Source organism: Microbacterium sp. M, from assembly GCF_045181065.1.
In the GTDB taxonomy this organism is placed as follows: domain Bacteria; phylum Actinomycetota; class Actinomycetes; order Actinomycetales; family Microbacteriaceae; genus Microbacterium.
Genome location: NZ_CP173721.1, coordinates 2,494,226 through 2,512,466, shown reverse-complemented (window position 1 = coordinate 2,512,466; position 18,241 = coordinate 2,494,226). Strand labels below are relative to the sequence as shown.

Below are 18,241 nucleotides of genomic sequence, written 5' to 3'. Positions count from 1 at the left end.
GTTCGATGCGTGAGAAATGCAGCTGCGGAGCGAAATTCAAGATCGTTCAGCGCACACCCTGGACGACCGATGGCTTCGAGCGTGCACTCGAGGCCGTGAAAGACTGGCGCGCGAACCACCGCCACGAGATGCCGGCGGCCGAGCCCGAGGAGCTACCGCTGATCCATGAGAGCGGGTCCAGCCACGAGCGCCTCGGTAGCTACCTGAGCACCGAGAATGACATCCCGTTCGGCTTCACACGCAACGAGGTACGCTGATCGCATGAACGAGCGCGAGCAGGCCCTCCTGGAGGATGCGAACGAGGTCATCGCCCAGTGGGCCGAGTGGTCGAAGAACGCCACGCACCACCGCGAGTGCTGGAAGAGCCACGTCTCCTGCTTCGCCGAGCGGGTGAAGGCCCGGCTCGAGGACTGAACGCCAGAGGAGCGGCTCGAAAGCCGCTCCTCCAGAGATGGGATCACCTGCCTCTCAGGCGTTGAAGGCGACGTCCTGGTACTCGGCCGGGACGCCCTTGCTCAGGATGCCGAGGTAGGCGTCGACGCCCGCCCAGACGGTCGTGACGACACCGGCGCCGACGATGCCGCCGACAACAAGCCAGTCGACGCCAACGACGGTGGAACCGATCGCGACCACGACGGCCGCTCCGGCGCCTCGCGCTGCCTGTGCAGCCGTGCGGATGCCGGCCTTGATTGCTGCGGCGTTGAGGGCCGCGTCCTCGCTCGTGAAGATGCTCATCGGGATGGTGCTCCTATCTGTTGGGGTGGGTGGCTTACGCGGCGATCAGCTTGCCGCCGTACAGGGTGCGGCCTTCGCGGATGCGGTAGACCTGCGGCCAGGACTGGCCCTTGCCGTCGTAGAGCAGGGCGCCGAAGCCCTGCTGCCAGTCCTCGACGACGCGCGCCGAGGAGCCGTCGACGTGGAGTGCGCCGTGGACAGAGGGGACGGTGCCGTCGGTCTTGGCGAGGCATCCGGGGTTGGCGGCGTAGGACTCGATCGGCTCGCCGCGGTGGCCGAGCACCGTCTTGTAGACGATCTCGGTGCGGTGCGTGTGGCCCGCCCAGGTATTGATGTGCGGCAGGTCGTTCGCGTACTGGCTCATCGTCGAGCCCTTGGAGTTCGCGCGCGTGCCGTGGATGTTGCGCGTGGTGTCGTCGTCCCAATGCGCGGCGGCGGGGTAGGCGTCCATGTACTGCACGCGCAGCTCGTCGAGCCGGAGGAGGCTCTGCAGGCTCATCACGGGCCACTCGTCGGGCATGCCGGCGCGGCGCAGCCCGAAGGCGGCGAGGGCGTTCTGCTCGATGAAGTTCTGCATCCGCTTGTCGTGGTTGCCCTCGATGAGGACAATCTCGGCGTCGGGACAGACTGCGCGGAGCATCGACAGGAAGATGTAGCCGGCGTCGAGCGCCATCTGGGTCGTGCGCGCGAAGCCCGCCTCCTGGACGTACTTGCCCTGGCTGGGGAGGTCCAGGAAGTCGCCGAGGATCACGATCGATTCGGGCTGCTCGAGGCGGCAGACCTCGACGAAGACGTCCATGGCCCGCCAGTCGTGGAACTCCTCGTAGGTGCCGTCGGAGAGGGCGCGGAAGCCGATCTGAGGGTCGGCGCATTTGAGTGAGAGGCTGAGGCCGTCGCGTGCCGGGCGGGAGGGAATCTCCTGGACGGCGAGGAGGATGGGAGTGGCCTGGCGAATGACCGGCCACGCGGGAGTGCCATCCTTGCCGGCGGTCTTGGGCCGGACGTTGTTGAGCTTGTTCCAGTAGCCGCCGCCGGGGTTCGAGGTGACACCGAAGTTGAAGACCACCGAGTCGGGATCGGTGCCCTTCTGGCGGAGGAACTCGCGCCAGTCATCCTCGCCCCATGCGGTTGCCGCCATGCGAGTGTAGGACGAACCCTTCTCGGGGTCATGCGAGTCGTCGACGAACTCAACGGGCTCCACCTTTGCATCATCGGCGGCGATCGCGGATTCGACCTTCTGCGCCGGCGAGACGCGCACCATCCTGGGGCCGCCATGCCTTTCCCGGCGGGCGACGACGAACCCGGAGGAGCAGCTCCACTTCTCCATGATCTGCTTCTTCGGCATGTCGGACTTGATGTCCGCGATGAACTCGCGGTTGTAATCCAGATCGGGTCGGGAAGCCATCGCTGCCCCTCTCGTGGTCAGTTAAGCGGCTACTTTGTGATGAGCGAGAAGACCCATTGGATGACCGCGAAGACGATGCCAGCGCCACCGGCCGCGAGGCCAATGGCCCACCGGGTCGTGACGCGAAACCCTTCGAGTTCAGCCTTCACCTCGGCGCGCACGGACTCCGCTTTCGCGGCGGCTGCGGCGCGGTGGGAGGGAGCTTCCTTCTCGTGCGACTCGAAGTCCCGCCGGAGCATGTTCGCCTCGGCGTCGATCCGCTGGACGGTGGCGTTGAACTCGCTCTTCGTCACCATCGTCTCGATGCTCCGGTCAACCTGGTCGAACCTGCGGTTCAGGTCCGACTTCAGGTCGCCGATCGCGGTGCGGATATCTTCGTCCACGGGGTCACGCCTTGAAGAGGAAGGCGTCCGTGTCGAACACGGTGACCTTGATCGGCGCCTTGTTGCCGGCGTCAGCGTTCAGCCGGGCGTAGACGGCGTAGCCAGCAGCGACGCCACGCTTGAACTCACGCGAGGCGCGAATCCGGCCGTCTCGGTCGAAGACCATGGTCTCGGTGTAGTGCGGCGAGTGGGCGCCGGCGGACTTCGTGTCGTCCCAGTAGAGGGCAACGTGCACGAGGTCGCCAGGGGCGCCGTCAGCGTAGATGTGGGTCGTGATGGAGTACTCGCCGATCCCACCGACGATGTTGCTCGCCTTGCTCGAAGTGGCGCTGGCATCGAGGTGCAGCCAGAAGCCGTCACCAGCGGCGATCGTGCGCCCGCCGGAGCGGGACTTCTTGTCTTCTCGGCGGTATGCGATCACTTCGATCTCCTTCTTGGCAGGGGCGGCGGATCCGCCGACGTTCGGCATGGTCCACGGGTTCGGGTCTCCGACGTGCCACTTCTCGGTGGGCTTGACGAAGTTGGTCTTGAGGCCCCACTTCTTCGCGAGGCGCGTGAAGACCTCCCAGGGCACCTGAGCCCAGTTGTCAACGTCGAAGGCGAAGAAGTCGCGGAGTAGGTAGCGGCCACCGTGCGAGGAGAAGCCTGCGGCGGACGCGAGGCGACCGAGCGCCTTCTTGTATTTGACCTGGATGTCGTAGGGGCGGTAGCCGTTCCAACCGCCGAGCCCGCTGCGATCGGGGGTGATGCGGAGCCAGACGCCAACCTCGTCGAAGATGTCCTGGCGGAAGCCACGCCACCGCGCTGCGGTTGCCGGCGGCAGGTAGATATTGTCTCCGAGGTGCTCGAAGAGGCTGAGGGGGAATCGCCCGTTCTTGTACTTTGCCATTAGCCTGCTGCAGCTCCGCTCGACATCTGAATTGCGATCCACATGACGTTCCGCTCGCCGGTCGAGCCGGTGTGGCGCAGCTGGAAGTTCGTCGTGGTGATGTTCGTGACCATCGTGGTGATCCCGATGTCAGCGGCGGCGCCGGAAAGGAGCTGCGCGATGATGATGGGCGGCTGGGAGAAGCCGGCCGGGAGTGCCACGGTGGGGAAGGTGGGGCCGACGCTCGTCACGCCGGCGGCGATCTTGTACGGCACATCCGCTACCCACTGGCTCGACTTGCGGCGCCAGATGATGTTCGTATCCGTGGCGAACCAGGTGATGCCGTTGCGCAGCGCTGCGCCGGTGAGGGCTACGCGCTCGGCGTTCGTCCCGATGTAGTAGCCCTGCTCCTCAGTGAGGTCGGCACGCAGATCGACGAGTGCGGTGTTGAGCGCGTTCGCCATCGCATTGAGCGGCCCCTGGATCGGGACGACGACCGTGTTCTCATCCGCGAGGGGGATTCCTTCGGACGTGGTAGCCATACCTTCAATGGTAGGCAGGTTTAGACCACTTAAATCGGGGCGCCGGGTGACCAGCGCCCCGATCGATCACTGGAACAGTGGCGTTGCGGTGATGAAGCGATCGCTCAGAGTCATGCTGAGCGTGCCAGCCGGCGTCCTCGTCGTCCACATGTTGAAGTCCATGTCGAAGTTGTAGTTCGAGCCCGGCGTCGTGGTCAGGCGGATCTGCCCCATGGTCTGACCTACCCGGTGGAAGGACTCCGTGCTGAACCCCTGGAGTTGGCCGCTGAAGCGTGCCGTGAAGCGCGCCCCTCCCGCATTGATCCCCGAGCCGTTCCGGCGGATTCCGACGTAGGGGATTGCGACAGCGCCGGGGTCAGCGGCAAGCGACCACGTTTGCCCGAACTGGATGATGTACGCCGGCGCGACGGCGGTCAGGGAGAGCACGCAGTCGTCGGACGAGTGGCGCGTGAACCCGTTGAACGCGCCCTCTCCACCGCTCGGGCCGTATGCCAGGTTGTTGCTGTAGGCGACGCTGACGGCACCGAATGCGGCATCCGCCAACTCGATGAGGGAGCCGGTGTACGGGTTGCGGATCGACAGGCCGGTAGGAATCCCGTAGCCGAGGCGCGTGAGCACCTGGTTGCTCGAGTTGACGACCTGGATGCCGTTCGAGTTCAGCTCCGTCCGGGCGCCGCTGGCCGAGGATCGCACGAGCGCGCCAGTGATCGTCTTGCCGTCGATCGCCGTGGCGGAGATCTTGTCGGCGGTGACGGCGCCGTCGACGATCAGCTCCGCGTTCGCCTTTCGGAGGATGCGGGGGTTGCAGAAGATCGCGCGACCTGTGGTCGACGAGGAGGCGCCGGAGACGCGGCACATGAAGTACATGGTGTCGGCGGAAGCAGGGACCGTAGCTTCGGCGGTGATGCTAGCCCAGCCGCTCCCCGTGTGGCTGACAGCCGGACCGCCAGCTACGTAGGCGCCATTCCGATCCAAGAAGTAGAGCCAGATGATCGGAGTGCCCGCCGAGAGTTCCGTGAAAACCTCAGCCGAGATCTGATACTTCTCACCCGGAACGACGGGGGTTCGGGCGTTGGCGTTCGGGCTGTTGCCCAGCCTGTGATCGCTCGTGGTCGGGTTGCACTGTATCCCCCGGCCATAGGTCGACGTGACCGTGGCTGACCATGCGCTATTTCCGCCGGTCGACGCGCTCCACGCCTGCCCGAGCGGCGCCAGGAAGGAGGGGTCGTCGACCATGTTGGTCGAATTGCCGAGGGTGATCTTGTCGGCGGAGATGGAATTCGCCTTGATCTTGTCGGCCTCCACCGCGCCCGCGGCCAGCTTGACCGTGGTGATCGCGCCCGCCTCGATCTTGTTCGCTGTGACCGCGTTCGCCTGCAGGTGGTTCGTGTCGACCTGGTTGGCGGCGATCTTCAGCGCCGTGATTGCGCCATCGACAATGAGTTCCCCGCCGTTCATGCGGCGGATGATGATGTCGTCCAGCCACATGAGGCCGTCGGTCGCGTCGTTGCCCAGGAGCATTTGGAGCGCCGTGACGCCTGCAGGCACCGTGAACGTGCCTGTCCGCTTGGTCCACCCAGAGTTCGTGTCAGACGCCGCATAGCCCACGGCGGCGATAAGAGAGCCGTTCTGGTCTCCGACACGAAGCTTAGAGTTCGAGTTGGTGCCGTTCCATGTAGCACTTCGTGAAGCCCACAACTCGATGTACCACTGCTCGCCCTCGGCGGTCGCGATGGGAACTTGGAGCCTGGAGGAGCCAGTGAGGGCTCCAGAGATCGCCATGGAGGTGGTGCCCGAGTGACTGCGCCCCGAGGATGGGTAGAACGTCAGGCCGGGTCCGTAGTTCGACCACGGCACCAGCTTGATGTCCTCGAAGTCGGAGCCGCTTGCGTAGTTGGAGAAGTCGCTGACCGCGAGCTTGGTGGCGGTGATCGTCCCGGCGTCGATGCGCGCGGCGTCGATGTAGCCGGCGTTGATCTTGCCGGCGTTCAGGTTGACGATCTTCGCGTCGGTGACCTGCGCGTTGCCGATCTTCGCCGTGGTGATCGCCGCGTCGCCGATCTTCGCCTCCACGATGGCGGCATCCGCGATCTTGGCGCTGCTGACGGCGAGGTTACCGATCTTCGCGTTGACGATCGCAGCGTCCGCGATCTTCGCCGTGCCGACGGCGAGGTTGGCGATCTTCTGCTCGGAGACCGCCGAGTCCTTCAGCTTCGCGGTGGCGATGGCGGCGTCGGCGATCTTCGCCTCGAGCACGGCACCGGTGGCGATCTTGGCGTCGGTGACCGCGCCGGCGGCGATGGCGCCGGCGTCGATGTTGCGGGGCTGCCAGGCCGTGCCGTCCCACTCCCACATCCCGATGATGCTGTTGGTCGTGTTGTGGCGATACCAGGTCGCGCCGGCAGAACGACCCGCACCATCCGCCGGCGTGGGGGCGAGCGTTGACCAGATGATCGAGCCGCCGATGTTCTCCTCGACGTTGGCCGTCACGATCGCCGTGATGGAGTCCATCACCTCGTCGGACACGTCCGTGTCGACGAGAGGCTGCGCGGTGGCGTCTGCGCGCTCGGAGGCGATGGAGCGGTTGCCGGCGAAGTCGACGGCGACGAGGTAGAACCAGACGGTCACCCCGTACTCCTGCTCGGGGGCGTAGAAGGTGTCGCCGCCGGTGTCGATCGTTCCGACCTTGTAGCCGGTGCCCGAGAGGGAGGTCGCCATCATCACGTCGGCGTGCGAGAAGTCTGCAGGCTGCGTCGCACCGCCGGAGGTGAGGCCGTCCCAGTTGACCATGATCTGCCCGAGGCGCGACGAAGCGGTCGGACGCGACGGCTGCGGCGGGGGAGTCGTGTCCTTCGCGAGCGTCACTACGATCTGCGCCGAGTTCTCGCCTGCCACGCCCGCGGTCGAGACCGCGCGGATCGCGAAGGCCCACTCCTCGCCTGCAGGGAGCCCGGAGACGGTCATCTCCACGAAGTCCCCGATGGTCTCGGTGAGCACCGTCCATTCCAGGCCGGCGACGTTCTTGCGGCCGAGCAGCTCGTGCCGGGCGACCTGCATGGCCTGGCCGAGCGTGTCCCGGATCACGGCGTCGGACGACGCGAACACCGCGGCGCGCGGGTAGCCGTACTCGTCGAAGTAGGCGTCGGTCGTGACGGAGGGGTTGTCGGGCGCCGCCGGCGTGCGGCGAGCGTCCCGGATGGCCTGCTCCTGCTCCTCCTGGGTGAGGCCGGTGTCGCGGAGGGAGCCGGAGATCGACTTCTGAGCGGACGCGATCGCCTTGCCGTTCACGAGGCTGATGCCGACCTGCCGCATGAGCTTGTCAACATCCTGCTCGACGGAGCGGCGCCATGCCTGAGCCTCGTCGGGCAGGTTGTTCGCGGGGCGCGTGGTCGTCATAGCGTGTGTCCCTTCAGCGGGTCGGAGCTGTACTCGCCCGCGGTGAGTCCGTTCGAGTGGAAGGCGTTCCACTGGGCGGCGGTCATAGTGGCGGATCCGGTCACCTGTTCGAGCGCGTACGCCTGCGCAGCACCGTCCATGCACTGCTCGGCGGTGAAGGTGCCGCCGGCGGGCGTGTAGGTGACCGACCGGATCCGGTAGACGAGCCCCTCGGCGACGAACAGGCTGCCCTCGAGGTTTCCGAAGACGTGCTGCTCGGGATTACCTTCGACGCCGGTTCCACCGAAGTACGTGGTCGGAGTGTGCTGCAGCACCTCGATCTGGCCGAGAGTCCCCTGGACCGTGTAGGTGGCCGAGGAGTGCTGGGACAGCATCCCCGACGCTGCGCGCCATGCCTGCTCGTAGTTGTTGAGGAACGGCGTGTCGACGATCGGCGTCGACTCCTGCGATGCGCGGTCGGCGCTGAGCCCCGTCTGCATGCGCAGCGTTCCCCGCTTGTATCGCAGGCCAACCCCGTAGATACGGAGGGAGGAGTAGTCGTCCGAGTCGGCGGGCATCGAGATCTGGTATGGGCCGTACTCCGACTCGGAGCTTCCGGTGATCGTGACGCGCAGCTTCGATCCCGCGTCGAGCATCTCGACGCTCAGGGATCCGCCGCCGGCCGCCCACTGCGCCGGCTTGATCGGGAAGTTGTCCTTGCCGGACACGGAGTACACGCTGCTCGAGTTGTGGCCTCGGTCCACCGACCCAACGCAGACGGGCTGCTGAACGGTCAGTGCACTCATCCCGATGCTGGACTCGTCACCGTCTTCGGGCTTCAGATCGATCTCGTAGGTGGCGACCTCGCCGGCGGCGACCTGGAATACCTCCACGTCTTCGCGCCAGCCGCCGGCCGGGTAGATCAGCTGCGACGCCGGCGCTGAGGTGTTGTACCAAGCGACCTCGACGTTCTGCGTGAGCTGGTTCTCGCTCGAGGTCCAGGTCCAGTCCGCGAACGAACGAGTGGAGATGATCGTCCTGCAGGCCGGGCGGAAGACGTAGGTGTCACCGATGAGCGCCAGCTCCATGTCGTGCGCCATGCAGAGGTCCTTCAGGTGGTCGAGCACGTTGCCCTCCCAGCCGATGTAGCGCACAGACTTCGAGGCGAGGGTGTCCGCGATGGCGATGTTCGTGGTGACGCCGCACAGCCCGAGCAGGTAGAGGAGGTAGGCGCGCAGCGTGCTGTTGGCCGGGGGCACCGTGCGCGACACGTTGAGCTTGGCGATGTTCGAGTAGCCGGTGATTGTCGCGTTGACGCCGTTGCCGCCACCGAGACGGAGGAAGCCGGTCGTCTCGCCCATCTCGGCGTCCTTGAGCGTGCAGGGGCGGCCCTGCAGGTACTTCGAGGTGAGGGTCTCGGGCAGCTGGAAGGAGACGGTGCCGGCGCCGCCGGTCATGTCGCCGGCGATCAGTGGGGTGGAGTCGCCGAGGACGGACCAGTCGTTCAGGCTGTAGAACGTCTCGTCGCCGATCGTCACGTCGACGGCGCTCATGGGCCGACCTCCGTGAGCTTGGCGGACACGCTCATGCGGTTGCGGTAGGCGGAGATCGGGGTCTCAGTCGGCGGGTCGAACATCTGGCAGCCCGAGTTGCCGCCGCCGCGGATGAAGCCCTGACCGACGGGGGACTGGCCGATGGGAAGGACTTCGACCATGATCCCGGCGATCGTGCCGGTGGACGGCAGCGTCACGCCGCCGATCGTCTCGCCGGGCGCCAGGCGAATGTCGATACCGGTCATCGATCCCGAGCGGGGGATGACGGTCGTGAATCGCGTGCTGGACGAGGGGGCGATTCCAGGCAGGCGGGAGATCGTTCCGGTGTTGCCAGAGGCGGACTGCGGGATGGCGATGACGATGCTGTCCGTCGCGCCGGCGGTGCCCTGGTGCACGCCGATGTGCGCGGCGTGGCCGGGCGGGATCGGGATGTAGCAGCGCGGCGGGGTGTAGCCCGAGATGGCGGTGAACTTCGCCGAGACGTGCGGCAGCCCCTTCGCGTTGGCGGTCGTCGCGACAGCTTCAGGGCGGATCTTGCCGTAGATGGGCGGGCCGTCCGTGCAACCCAGGCCGGGGAAGGACCAGTGCGCCGGGAGGACGTTCTTCAGCATCGGGTCGAGCCAGTAGATGAGGCCGTCTCCGTCGACGCCGTAGTACATGTCGGTCAGCTTGCGCGCGATCTCGGTGGGGACCGTGGGCCACGACAGCTCGTACTCCATGTGCGTGACGCGCGAGCGGCGACCCGTGGTGCGACCGTTGCGACCCTGCGTCGTCTCCGACCAGCCGACGGCCTGGAACGGGGTGCGCGGCGCGGGCGCCTTGATCCACTGCTCGGCGCCGCGGACGCCCATCCAGACGTTGCTACCCATCAGGAGCCTCCTCGTGAAGCGCTGTTGACGTTGTGGCGTCCCACGGACCCGGCGAGCTGCGCTCCCGGCAGAATGACCTTGAGATTCGCGGCGAGGATGTCCGCGATCAGGCGGGCACTCGATGCGGAGATGTCGACGACGCCGGGGCCGGACGCGACCGGTGCGGCGAGGCCGACCGGGGAGAAGCCCTTGCCCGCCTTGAAGAGCTGGTGCATGGCGTCCATCGCGCCAGGTCCGCCGGCGTTGCGGACGGCCTGGGCGGACATGACGTACTCCTGGCCATGGACGACGCCGGCGACCTGGTTGGTGGCGAGGTTGCCGGTGTAGCCACCAGATGCGTAGCCGTTCTCGACACGGATACCGCCGGTCCCGTTGGAGCCGATGTTCACGTTCTTGAGGGCGGCGGTCATGCCGGCCATGAGCCCGCCACTGACAGTGCGTCCGACGCTGCTTCCGGCGTTCCAGGCGGAGCCCATCTGAGCGGCGGCCCAGCCGTCGAGCGGCTTGTAGGCGGAGAGGTCGGTGTCAGTGGTGGTCTTGAGCCCGCCTGCGAGGGCGCCACCGACGAGACCACCGATTCCGAGCGCACGCGCGCGCTCCTCTGTGACCCAGTTCTCGCCGATGGTGCGGATTCCGTCCATGCCGGGGCGAAGCGTGGCCTCGAGCCCGTTCATGAGGCCGCCAGCGTAGAGCCCGCCCTGCATCGAGGCTTCCTCGACCGGCATCGCGCGGCCGACATGCTTCGAGGGGCGCTTCTTGGCGAGTTCCTCCTCGAGCCCGAGGTCGAAGCCGCTTCCGAATGCGTTGCCTGCGCCGGTGCCGCCTGCAGATGCGGCAGCTTCGGCCTGGGCGATGAACTCGTTGAGGGCCAGGAGCGCCGGGTCGGCGTTGAATGCGACCGTGACGCCCCACGGCACGGCGTTGATGATCTTCGCCATGTCATCGAACGAGGCTGCGTAGCGATCGACCTCGCCGCGGTTGTATCCGAGGGCGGTCGCCTGCGCCACGAACTCGCTGCGGAGGCGCACGCTCTCGCGCTCGAGGTCGGCCTGGCTCATGCCGGAGGCGGCGAGGGCCTTGAGGTAGTCCTGGTAGTTGCCGACGAGTCCGAGGATCGATGCGCGGTTCGCGATGGCGGCCTGGCTGTTGCCGGTGAGCGACATGCTCGCCTCGTCCTGCGCCTTCGCGAGATCCTTCTTCTCGGCAGCCATCTCGCCATCGAGTTCGGCCAGCTCGGCGCGGAGCTTGGCAGCACGCAGCTCGTCGCCGTAGTTCTCGGCAACGCTGAGCCAGTACTGCTTGACGGCGCGATCGGCGCCCATCGAGGCGAGTTCGCGGCGGTGCTCTGCAGCAGCCTCGCGCGCCTCGTTCGCAGCCTCGGCGATCTTGTACCAGCCGCTCGTGATGGTGTCGAAGGCCGACCCGCTGGCGAAGCGGATGTCGGTCGCGCGGGACATTACGCTGGCGAGGTCGTTCGCGTAGTCGACGAGGGTGCGGACCTTGGCTGCAGCGCCATCTGCGGCGCCGCCGACATCGCCGATGTCACCGGCGACCTCTTCAGCGCTGTCGCCGAGCTTGCCGAGATCGATCGAGCCGAGCTGGTTGGCGGCGTTCATGCCGGCCATCAGACCGCCGGTCATCTTCTCCGTGCCGCCGAACAGCAGGTCCATGCCGAACTGCAGGAGCCCGAAGACGACGGTCGCCTTGGCGACAGTCTTCAGTGCGACGGTGAGCATGTTCGCGGCGCGCGCCGCGAAGCCGGCGGTCGAGCCGATGGCCATGAAGCCTCGGGCGACCGTGGCGGAGCCGACGCCGGCGGCGCCCATCACGCTGTTCATGCCGAGCAGCGACTTCGTGAACATTCCGATGCGCGTGGTGTTCGTGGCGCTGACCAGGCCGAATTCGACCGCAGCGAGGCGCATGGCGTACATGGCGCCGGCGCCGAGCGCTGCGACCGTGATGAGGCCACCGAGGGCTGCGGTGACACCGGCGATCAGGCCAGCCGTGCGGAGGAGGAATCCGCCGATGTCGGTGGAGGCGAAGTCCGTGAAGCCCTGGACCATGCCGGTGAGCATCTCGAGCGCGCCGAGCAGGGCGGGGGAGAGGATGCCGCCGATGACGGCGCCCGCCTCGCTGAGCGCGTTGAGGAAGATCTGCCACTTCGTCGCCATGTCGTCGAGCACGAGCGAGTACTGGTCGCCCAGCTCGGTGCCCTGCGACCACGAGGTGCTGGAGTTGGCCATCGCCTGATTGAAGACGTCGACGTTGGCGGCGACACGGCCGAAGACCTCGCCGGCTCGGATGCCCTGCAGACCCAGCTGCTCGAGCGCACCGGTCTGCGCGATCTGGTCCATCGATCCGAGGCCGGTGGCGAGACGGCGGAAGTACTCGACCGGATCGGAGCGGACGAGACCCTCGACCTCGCTCGTGGCGAGACCGGCGTAGCGAGCGAATGCCTCGAGCTTGGGGCCACCCTGGGAGATCGCGGTGTTAAGCCGGTTAAAGTACACTTCCATGACGCCCTGCGCGCGCTCTGGGGCGATGCGGAGCGAGGCGAAGGCACCGGATAGGGCGATGACCTGCTGGGCGCTGAATCCGGCGTTGGAGGCCGACGCGGCGAGGCGCGTCGACATTGCGATGATCTCGGCCTCAGTGGCGACGGAGGTGCGGCCGACGTACGCGATCGCGGAGCCGAGGTTCTGGTACTGCGCGACGGCGAGCTTGCTGCCGTCCTCGTTGCGGAGCAGTTCGGAGAGCGAGCCGAATGCGGTCGCAGTGGCGTCGACGCTGAGGCCGGTGACGGTGGAGAACTGTGCGACGGTCTCGGAGAACTTGCCCACGTCGGCGCCGGCGATACCCAGCTGGTTACCCAGCGTGGCGATCTCTGTGATCTGAGAGAAAGCGAGCGGCATCTCTCGGGTGAGGCCGACGAGTTCGCCGCGCAACTCCTTGACTGCGGCGCCGCCCATGTCGTCGCTGAGCGTGCGCTCCACATTCGTGAACGAGGACTCGAAGCTGGACGCGAGGCCGGTGACCGCGACACCGGCGGCCGTGATGCCTGCGGTGAAGATGCCGGTCGTGGTGGCAACGTCGTAGAGCGCGTAGCGCATCCGGGGCGAGGCGAGGTCGGCGAGTTCCTGCTGGGAGGCGGCGAGGGCGCGAACCTTGGCGTCAGCGTCGGCGACTGCCGTGTTGAACTGGTTGTCCCAGTCGCCCATGCCGGCGCTGCTGGCGCGGGGAGCCTTCGGTCGCCCGGCGAGGTGTGAGGAGCCAGCGTTGATGCCGCGCGTGGCGGTGCTCATCCCGCTGGAGATCAGCCCGTCGACCTCCTTCTCGTTGAGGCGACGGACCTCATCGATGGCGCGCTTGGCCTCGCGGACCTTGTTGTCCGCAGCCTTCCTGTCGGCCTTGAACTGGTTCTCGAGGTAGTCGTTGTAGAGCCCGTTCTCGCGCTCAATGAGACGCTGCCGCTCACGCGACGCCTTGTCCTCTTCGGCGTTGCGCTTGCGGATGCCCTGGATGATGCCGGTGGTGGCGGCCTCATGGACCTGCAGTGCGTTGTCGCGCTCCTGGCGCGACATGCTGCCGGCGTCGGTGGCGGGGATGCCTGAGGGGGAGAAGCCCTTGACGACCTTCTCCTGGGCGAACTGGCGCTGAGCCTTGTTCGCCTTGCCGAGGGCCTTGACGTACTCCTCGAACCCCTGGGCCGAGTACTTGACGTTCTTGGAGCTGGCCTTCGCGGCGTTGCCGGTCTCGACGAACCCGTCCTGGACGCCCTTGAGGCTCTTGTTGATCTTGTTCAGATCGCCGGAGATCGAGGCGACGTCTCCGATGCCGCTCTCGAGCTTCGAGAGCGCGTCGAGAACCTGCTTGATGCCGTCGATCTGGGCGGAGATTACGGCTTTGGCATCAAGGTTGTCAGCCATGTTCTCCGCTCTCCACGACCAGGGTGTCCTTCAAGTTTAGAGGCGCTCAAGCCGCTTAAATTGGGGCGTCAGTCGTCCTCCGCCGCCTCCGCGAGTTCCGCCTCCCGCTGCTGGCGGTAAGAATCACGCAGCTTGTGCAGCGGCAATCCGTCGAGGTGGTAGGGCTCCGGGTAGATCGAGATGCCGTGCTGATCCTCGTCCTTACGGCCGGCCTTGTCCTTCTCGATCTCCGCTGCGATGAAGCAGCGATCCTCCTTGATGCGGACCTGCAGCTTCGGGTCCTCGTTGTGGCAGAGCCAGCGCGGCTGGAAGCACTGCTGGCACTGCTCACGCTTGTACATCTCGTACGCCTGCATGATGAGCACGTCGAGGTCCGACCACGCCTTCCGGCTGTCAGAGCCGAGAATCATCGTGGTCGGACGGACGTGGTTGCGGACAGCCGCCTCGATGAGGAGTACGTACCCTGATCCGGCGTCAGACCAGAGGTACGACGTCAAAAATCCGCGGAGTCAGTCGCCAGGTTGCTGATCTGCGCCTCGAAGGACAGTTCGCCGATCGCCTTGTCGAGCACGGTGAACTGGCCGACCGGGAGTTCGTCGCGCAGGGCGCGCGCCTCTTCGACGGTCAGGCTCGTGAACTTCTGCTTGGCGCCCTTGTCTTCCCAGGACTCGACCGATGCAGCGACGAGGATGGCGACGTGCTCGAGGTTGAACTCCTCGAGCAGAACCTCGGGGATCTTGCCCTTGATGCCGAGGTTCCTCTTGGCCTTGCGACGAGCGTCGCGGATCACGAGGTCAGGGATCGTGCGCAGCGTGAACTGCAGCGACGTCTTCTCGAGGCGCTTCAGGAGCGGGGTGATCTTCTTCTGCTCGGCGGCGACCTTCTCGGCGAGGGTGGCGATGTGGGCCTCGACCTCGGCGCGCTGAGCGGCAGCCTCGGCGTCATCCGGGTTCTCGTCCAGGATCTCCGTGAGGTTGACGAGGCGACGCTCGAGGTCCGTGGCGACTTCGCCCAGACGGTCCAATTCGCCCTTGATGCCCCAGCGCCGGCGGCCGTGACGGATGCCGTAGGCGTCCACGGAGTCCTCCGCACCGCCGAGTTCCGAACCGGCGATGTCGTCGGTGTACACGGTGACGGTCTTCGTGCGCTTGAGGCGGTTCCGCAGCCGATCGCGCAGGTCGTAACCCTCGCGCGCCTCTTCGACGATCTCTTCCTCGAATGCTTCGAACTCGGCGGACTTCTTTCCCATTGCGTGCTCCTTGTGGTCAGTGGTCATGGTCGCTATTTCAGTTTAGGAGCGATTAAGTGGCTTAAATCGGGCACGGAAGAGGCGCCCCCTTGTGGGAGGCGCCTCGTGATCCTAGGTAGCGATTGTCTAGGAAACCGTGATGGCCTTCGGAGCGCCGGCAGCCGAGCCGGGGTAGGTTGCCCGGATGTCAACCTCACCTGCAGCGACACCGATCACCAGGCCGTGCTTCGTGACGATGGCGAGCGTCTCGTCCTCGGTGACCCACTGGGCGCCGATCGTGATGTCGTTGCCCTCGTAGACCGCCTTCAGCTGGATGACCGCGCCGGCGGCCACCGTGGCGGCGCCAGTGACGGCAACCGCGGTGGGGACCGCGGACGGGATGATCCGGTTGACGCCGACGAAGCCCTTGTTCTTGAAGTCGATCGTGTAGTACCGGTTCTTGTCGCCGCGCAGCTCCGCGTTCGCGTCCGTGATGACGTGGTACACGTTGACGACCTGGCCGACCGCGAACGGCGTCGAGGCCGGGTAGCCGTCGCGGGTCACGATGACCAGTTCGGTGTGCGGCGTCGAGACGAGGTTGCGGGCCTGGCGATAGATGGACGAGTTGTCGCCGGGGGTGACCGAGTAGAACGGGATCACGCCACCGAAGTTCTCGTAGCCACGGCTCGCGGCGCCGGCCGCATCGGTGAGCGCGCGGTCCTCGTCTTGCTCGGACGCCTGGATGCCGAAGTCGTAGCCGTCCCACTTGACCGCCTCGGAGACGTTCGTGAGGGTGAGCAGCTCAGCCAGCTTGGGCGCGAGAACGCTCGCGACGGCGGAGATGGGGCCGATCCAGACTCCGGTGTTCTTGTTGGAGCCAATCTTCTTGGGAGGCATGTTCCTGGTTCCTTAGGCAGCGAGCGTGTAGTTGATTTCGGCCTCGGACTTCGGCACGAAGACCTGCTGGATCTTCTGCTTGGCACCGTCCGCGTGCACGTCGACCGGGAGGTCGGTGAAGGCGTAGTAGATGCTGATCTCCTGGCCGACGGCGAACGGTACGGTCGAGGCGTAGCCGACGCGGTGGACGAGCAGATACGGCACGTCGGGGGCGAACGTCAGTCGGCGCCAAAGCTCGAACACGCTGTCCGCGTTGCCGGGCGTCTCGTCCCGGAAGCCGGTCATGTCGGCGTCGAAGTTGAAGTCCGTCAGGTCGACCGAGTTGCCGGGGTCGCAGAGCGTGCGCTCGTCGTCTTCCTCGGAGTCGGTCAGGTTCAGGGTGAAGCCATCGGACACGATCGCGCAGGACACGTTGCCTCCGGCGCCCGCGTTCGCGTGGGACGTGGTGACCACGGGCGCGTAGCGGTTCAGGATGGCAGCGGTCAGCGCGTCGAACGGCGTGAGGCCGGTCGGCGTGACGGCGTTCGGGATGCCCAGCATTTCGTGTGCCGGGATGAGAAGGACGGTATCCGTCTCGTTGATGAGCCTGTCGGGCACTGGTTACTCCTCCGTCTCGTCGTCGAGGAGATCGCCCTCAGCCGACTCGTCTTCTTGGGCATTGCGAAGCGCGTCGATGGCCTCGCGGGGGATGGTTGTGTAGGCGAGGGGCTTGGAGCCTTCCGGGACCTCGATGAGGTTCGGATCTGCGAGCGCGACTCGAGGGTGGTACGACTTCACCAGGCCCGTGAGGCGGTGCCTATACAGTCTCCATGTAGCGTCAGCCATAACAACTATGGTAGGCGCGTTCAAGCGGCTTAAATCGGCGCGTCGATTCCCTGGTTGACGACATCCTCGAGGAAGAGCCCCTCGATGTGACGGGTCGGGGTGTTCGCGGTCGCTGCGCGCCGGGATCCGTAGCCGCCTTTCGACTCCCACGGGTCCGAGGTGCTCGACGGCGCCCAGTCGACGAGCAGGTCGAATACCGCAGCCATGAGCACCTGGGCCGAGTCGTAGTCGCCGGCGACGCACGCGATGTTCGCCGGCAGGATGTGCGGCTGCCCCTTCTCGGGGTTCGTCAGATTGCGGTCCCGAGACGAGCGCACGGGAGCGCCGAAGTCGACGATCGTGTGCGGCAGGACCTTGCCGGTGCCCGGCTCTCGAGGGACTTCGTAGTCGTCGTCGACGGAGCCCTGCCAGGCGCGGCCGGCGTTGATCGTCTTCAGCCTGGCGAGGGTTGCGCGGCGTTCCGCGAGTCCATGCGCTGCCATATCAACTCACTCTCAATCCGGCTGCCTGGAGCCGCTCGATGAATATCTCCCGAGCTTCGACGTAGGAGCCCTGCAGGGCTCCCATGGCCGTGAAGTCACTCGTGCCGTTCTCCTGGTAGAGGAAGTAGTCGAGCACTTCCTTCAGCCAGCCCCACTCGCCCTCGATGTGGGTGTCGCGCGGGCCCCAGATGCCGGACGAGATGGCGTCGCGCATGTCGCCGCTGTCGATGCGACCGGGCTGCCCGCCGCGCTCGGCACGCTCGAGACCGGTCTTGGTGACGGCGGTCTCAAGGATCTCGATCATGCGGTCTTCGCCGTGCAGGGTGGCGTCTTCGACGGCATCGTGAATCACCTCGATGAGGCGGTCGCCCCACTGCTCGATGCCCTCACGGATCGCGTCCATGTCGGGCGGTGTGTACTCAAGCCGGAACACGGGCGCCCTCTGTCGCGCAGTAGATCGTGCGCAGCGCCGCGTGGGACGAGTTTGTCGCCCAGAGCACCTGGAAGGTCATCTTCTCGATCTCGGGATCGCGCCCGCCGTCGAACGTGACGATCAGACCCTTGGTGATCGAGGGGTCGCCGGGCAGGATCTCGCACTGGAATCGGTAGCGGCGCTTCGTCTCCCAGCTGTCGCCGCCGTTGATCTCGCTCGGCATGGCGAGGTTCTGGGCGCGTGCGGCGCGCGGCCCCAGGACGACAGTCGGGGGAGTGCCGCCGGTCGTGCCGCCCGTGATGGGGTCGAACTCGCCGGGCTCTCCGGCCTTGGAGACGATGAGGGTTCCGTTGAACTCTTCACGTGCACTCTCGAGAATCTCGAGTGGCCAGTCGGCGTCATCGGAGATCGGGGAGAGTGCCATCCCATCAGTTTAGCCGCTTAAAACAGGCTACGATCAGGCGGCGTCGGCTGTGCTCGCGCGCACCACGCCGTCCACCCAGGCAGACACATCCGACGCGCGGTAGCGGATCGCCTTGGCGCTCAGCTTCGCGTACTTCGGCCCACGGCCCTCGTAGCGCATCTGCGCCAGGGCTCCTCGGGTCATCCCGAGCAACTCCGAAACCTCTTCGATCGTCAGCAGCCTGTCCATGATCCTCCTCAAATTTAAGTGGCGTAAAATCAGATTAGCGCATAATATGACGGAATGGCTACCGTTGA

The 18,241-nt window shown here is 66.3% G+C and carries 20 protein-coding genes; 2 read left to right on the top strand and 18 right to left on the bottom strand.

Annotation, left to right across the window (positions count from 1 at the left end; genetic code table 11):
- The first annotated feature begins 5 nt into the window (after positions 1-5).
- Both ACI7YT_RS12275 and ACI7YT_RS12270 read left to right on the top strand, forming a co-directional pair.
- Complete coding sequence (locus ACI7YT_RS12275) at positions 6-257, top strand: hypothetical protein (protein WP_406245811.1); 252 nt, start codon at positions 6-8, stop codon at positions 255-257.
- Positions 258-261: 4 nt separating this feature from the next.
- Complete coding sequence (locus ACI7YT_RS12270; RefSeq protein WP_406245810.1) at positions 262-414, top strand: hypothetical protein; 153 nt, start codon at positions 262-264, stop codon at positions 412-414.
- Positions 415-468: 54 nt separating this feature from the next.
- On the opposite strand, the gene ACI7YT_RS12265 is transcribed toward ACI7YT_RS12270, so the two are convergent.
- The 18 genes from ACI7YT_RS12265 to ACI7YT_RS12180 form a co-directional block, all read right to left on the bottom strand.
- Positions 469-735, bottom strand: a complete 267-nt coding sequence (locus ACI7YT_RS12265) for a hypothetical protein (RefSeq protein WP_406245809.1) — start codon at positions 733-735, stop codon at positions 469-471.
- Between the two features lie 34 nt (positions 736-769).
- Positions 770-2,140 (bottom strand): hypothetical protein, encoded by a 1,371-nt coding sequence (locus ACI7YT_RS12260; protein ID WP_406245808.1) that lies wholly within the window; start codon positions 2,138-2,140, stop codon positions 770-772.
- A gap of 29 nt (positions 2,141-2,169) precedes the next feature.
- The gene (locus ACI7YT_RS12255) at positions 2,170-2,523 is read right to left on the bottom strand and encodes a hypothetical protein (RefSeq protein ID WP_406245807.1); all 354 of its coding nucleotides are present in this window, start codon (positions 2,521-2,523) and stop codon (positions 2,170-2,172) included.
- A 4-nt stretch (positions 2,524-2,527) separates the two neighbouring features.
- Positions 2,528-3,412, bottom strand: coding sequence for a hypothetical protein (locus ACI7YT_RS12250; protein WP_406245806.1), 885 nt, complete (start codon positions 3,410-3,412; stop codon positions 2,528-2,530).
- Positions 3,412-3,933 carry a hypothetical protein gene (locus ACI7YT_RS12245; RefSeq protein WP_406245805.1) on the bottom strand — a complete coding sequence of 174 codons (522 nt, stop codon included), beginning with the start codon at positions 3,931-3,933 and terminating at the stop codon, positions 3,412-3,414. Before ACI7YT_RS12245 ends, ACI7YT_RS12250 begins: the two co-directional genes overlap by 1 nt.
- Before the next feature lie 66 nt (positions 3,934-3,999).
- On the bottom strand, positions 4,000-7,329 hold the full coding sequence (locus ACI7YT_RS12240) for a hypothetical protein (protein ID WP_406245804.1): 3,330 nt from the start codon (positions 7,327-7,329) through the stop codon (positions 4,000-4,002).
- Entirely contained in the window at positions 7,326-8,861 is a 1,536-nt protein-coding gene (locus ACI7YT_RS12235; RefSeq protein WP_406245803.1) for a hypothetical protein, read from the bottom strand. Before ACI7YT_RS12235 ends, ACI7YT_RS12240 begins: the two co-directional genes overlap by 4 nt.
- On the bottom strand, positions 8,858-9,730 hold the full coding sequence (locus tag ACI7YT_RS12230) for a hypothetical protein (protein WP_406245802.1): 873 nt from the start codon (positions 9,728-9,730) through the stop codon (positions 8,858-8,860). Before ACI7YT_RS12230 ends, ACI7YT_RS12235 begins: the two co-directional genes overlap by 4 nt.
- Entirely contained in the window at positions 9,730-13,656 is a 3,927-nt protein-coding gene (locus ACI7YT_RS12225; RefSeq protein WP_406245801.1) for a phage tail tape measure protein, read from the bottom strand. Before ACI7YT_RS12225 ends, ACI7YT_RS12230 begins: the two co-directional genes overlap by 1 nt.
- A 68-nt stretch (positions 13,657-13,724) precedes the next feature.
- Entirely contained in the window at positions 13,725-14,153 is a 429-nt protein-coding gene (locus tag ACI7YT_RS12220) for a hypothetical protein (RefSeq protein WP_406245800.1), read from the bottom strand.
- Entirely contained in the window at positions 14,150-14,905 is a 756-nt protein-coding gene (locus ACI7YT_RS12215) for a hypothetical protein (RefSeq protein WP_406245799.1), read from the bottom strand. The genes ACI7YT_RS12220 and ACI7YT_RS12215 overlap by 4 nt, the downstream gene beginning before the upstream one ends.
- Positions 14,906-15,031: 126 nt before the next feature.
- Entirely contained in the window at positions 15,032-15,781 is a 750-nt protein-coding gene (locus ACI7YT_RS12210; protein WP_406245798.1) for a hypothetical protein, read from the bottom strand.
- Between the two features lie 12 nt (positions 15,782-15,793).
- Positions 15,794-16,378 carry a hypothetical protein gene (locus tag ACI7YT_RS12205; RefSeq protein WP_406245797.1) on the bottom strand — a complete coding sequence of 195 codons (585 nt, stop codon included), beginning with the start codon at positions 16,376-16,378 and terminating at the stop codon, positions 15,794-15,796.
- A gap of 3 nt (positions 16,379-16,381) precedes the next feature.
- Positions 16,382-16,606 (bottom strand): hypothetical protein, encoded by a 225-nt coding sequence (locus ACI7YT_RS12200; RefSeq protein ID WP_406245796.1) that lies wholly within the window; start codon positions 16,604-16,606, stop codon positions 16,382-16,384.
- A 29-nt stretch (positions 16,607-16,635) separates the two neighbouring features.
- On the bottom strand, positions 16,636-17,088 hold the full coding sequence (locus ACI7YT_RS12195; protein ID WP_406245795.1) for a hypothetical protein: 453 nt from the start codon (positions 17,086-17,088) through the stop codon (positions 16,636-16,638).
- 1 nt (position 17,089) lies between these two features.
- On the bottom strand, positions 17,090-17,491 hold the full coding sequence (locus tag ACI7YT_RS12190) for a hypothetical protein (protein ID WP_406245794.1): 402 nt from the start codon (positions 17,489-17,491) through the stop codon (positions 17,090-17,092).
- A gap of 16 nt (positions 17,492-17,507) precedes the next feature.
- Positions 17,508-17,945, bottom strand: a complete 438-nt coding sequence (locus ACI7YT_RS12185; RefSeq protein WP_406245793.1) for a DUF6093 family protein — start codon at positions 17,943-17,945, stop codon at positions 17,508-17,510.
- Positions 17,946-17,978: 33 nt separating this feature from the next.
- Positions 17,979-18,173 (bottom strand): helix-turn-helix transcriptional regulator, encoded by a 195-nt coding sequence (locus tag ACI7YT_RS12180; protein ID WP_406245792.1) that lies wholly within the window; start codon positions 18,171-18,173, stop codon positions 17,979-17,981.
- Positions 18,174-18,241: the final 68 nt, after the last annotated feature.

What these genes read in the sequence shown, in the direction of transcription:
- ACI7YT_RS12275 (WP_406245811.1), top strand. Translation starts at nt 6, where the DNA reads ATGCGTGAGAAATGCAGCTGCGGAGCGAAATTCAAGATCGTTCAGCGC.
- ACI7YT_RS12270 (WP_406245810.1), top strand. Translation starts at nt 262, where the DNA reads ATGAACGAGCGCGAGCAGGCCCTCCTGGAGGATGCGAACGAGGTCATC.
- ACI7YT_RS12265 (WP_406245809.1), bottom strand. Translation starts at nt 735, where the DNA reads ATGAGCATCTTCACGAGCGAGGACGCGGCCCTCAACGCCGCAGCAATC.
- ACI7YT_RS12260 (WP_406245808.1), bottom strand. Translation starts at nt 2,140, where the DNA reads ATGGCTTCCCGACCCGATCTGGATTACAACCGCGAGTTCATCGCGGAC.
- ACI7YT_RS12250 (WP_406245806.1), bottom strand. Translation starts at nt 3,412, where the DNA reads ATGGCAAAGTACAAGAACGGGCGATTCCCCCTCAGCCTCTTCGAGCAC.
- ACI7YT_RS12245 (WP_406245805.1), bottom strand. Translation starts at nt 3,933, where the DNA reads ATGGCTACCACGTCCGAAGGAATCCCCCTCGCGGATGAGAACACGGTC.
- ACI7YT_RS12240 (WP_406245804.1), bottom strand. Translation starts at nt 7,329, where the DNA reads ATGACGACCACGCGCCCCGCGAACAACCTGCCCGACGAGGCTCAGGCA.
- ACI7YT_RS12235 (WP_406245803.1), bottom strand. Translation starts at nt 8,861, where the DNA reads ATGAGCGCCGTCGACGTGACGATCGGCGACGAGACGTTCTACAGCCTG.
- ACI7YT_RS12230 (WP_406245802.1), bottom strand. Translation starts at nt 9,730, where the DNA reads ATGGGTAGCAACGTCTGGATGGGCGTCCGCGGCGCCGAGCAGTGGATC.
- ACI7YT_RS12225 (WP_406245801.1), bottom strand. Translation starts at nt 13,656, where the DNA reads ATGGCTGACAACCTTGATGCCAAAGCCGTAATCTCCGCCCAGATCGAC.
- ACI7YT_RS12215 (WP_406245799.1), bottom strand. Translation starts at nt 14,905, where the DNA reads ATGGGAAAGAAGTCCGCCGAGTTCGAAGCATTCGAGGAAGAGATCGTC.
- ACI7YT_RS12210 (WP_406245798.1), bottom strand. Translation starts at nt 15,781, where the DNA reads ATGCCTCCCAAGAAGATTGGCTCCAACAAGAACACCGGAGTCTGGATC.
- ACI7YT_RS12200 (WP_406245796.1), bottom strand. Translation starts at nt 16,606, where the DNA reads ATGGCTGACGCTACATGGAGACTGTATAGGCACCGCCTCACGGGCCTG.
- ACI7YT_RS12195 (WP_406245795.1), bottom strand. Translation starts at nt 17,088, where the DNA reads ATGGCAGCGCATGGACTCGCGGAACGCCGCGCAACCCTCGCCAGGCTG.
- ACI7YT_RS12190 (WP_406245794.1), bottom strand. Translation starts at nt 17,491, where the DNA reads ATGGACGCGATCCGTGAGGGCATCGAGCAGTGGGGCGACCGCCTCATC.
- ACI7YT_RS12185 (WP_406245793.1), bottom strand. Translation starts at nt 17,945, where the DNA reads ATGGCACTCTCCCCGATCTCCGATGACGCCGACTGGCCACTCGAGATT.
- ACI7YT_RS12180 (WP_406245792.1), bottom strand. Translation starts at nt 18,173, where the DNA reads ATGGACAGGCTGCTGACGATCGAAGAGGTTTCGGAGTTGCTCGGGATG.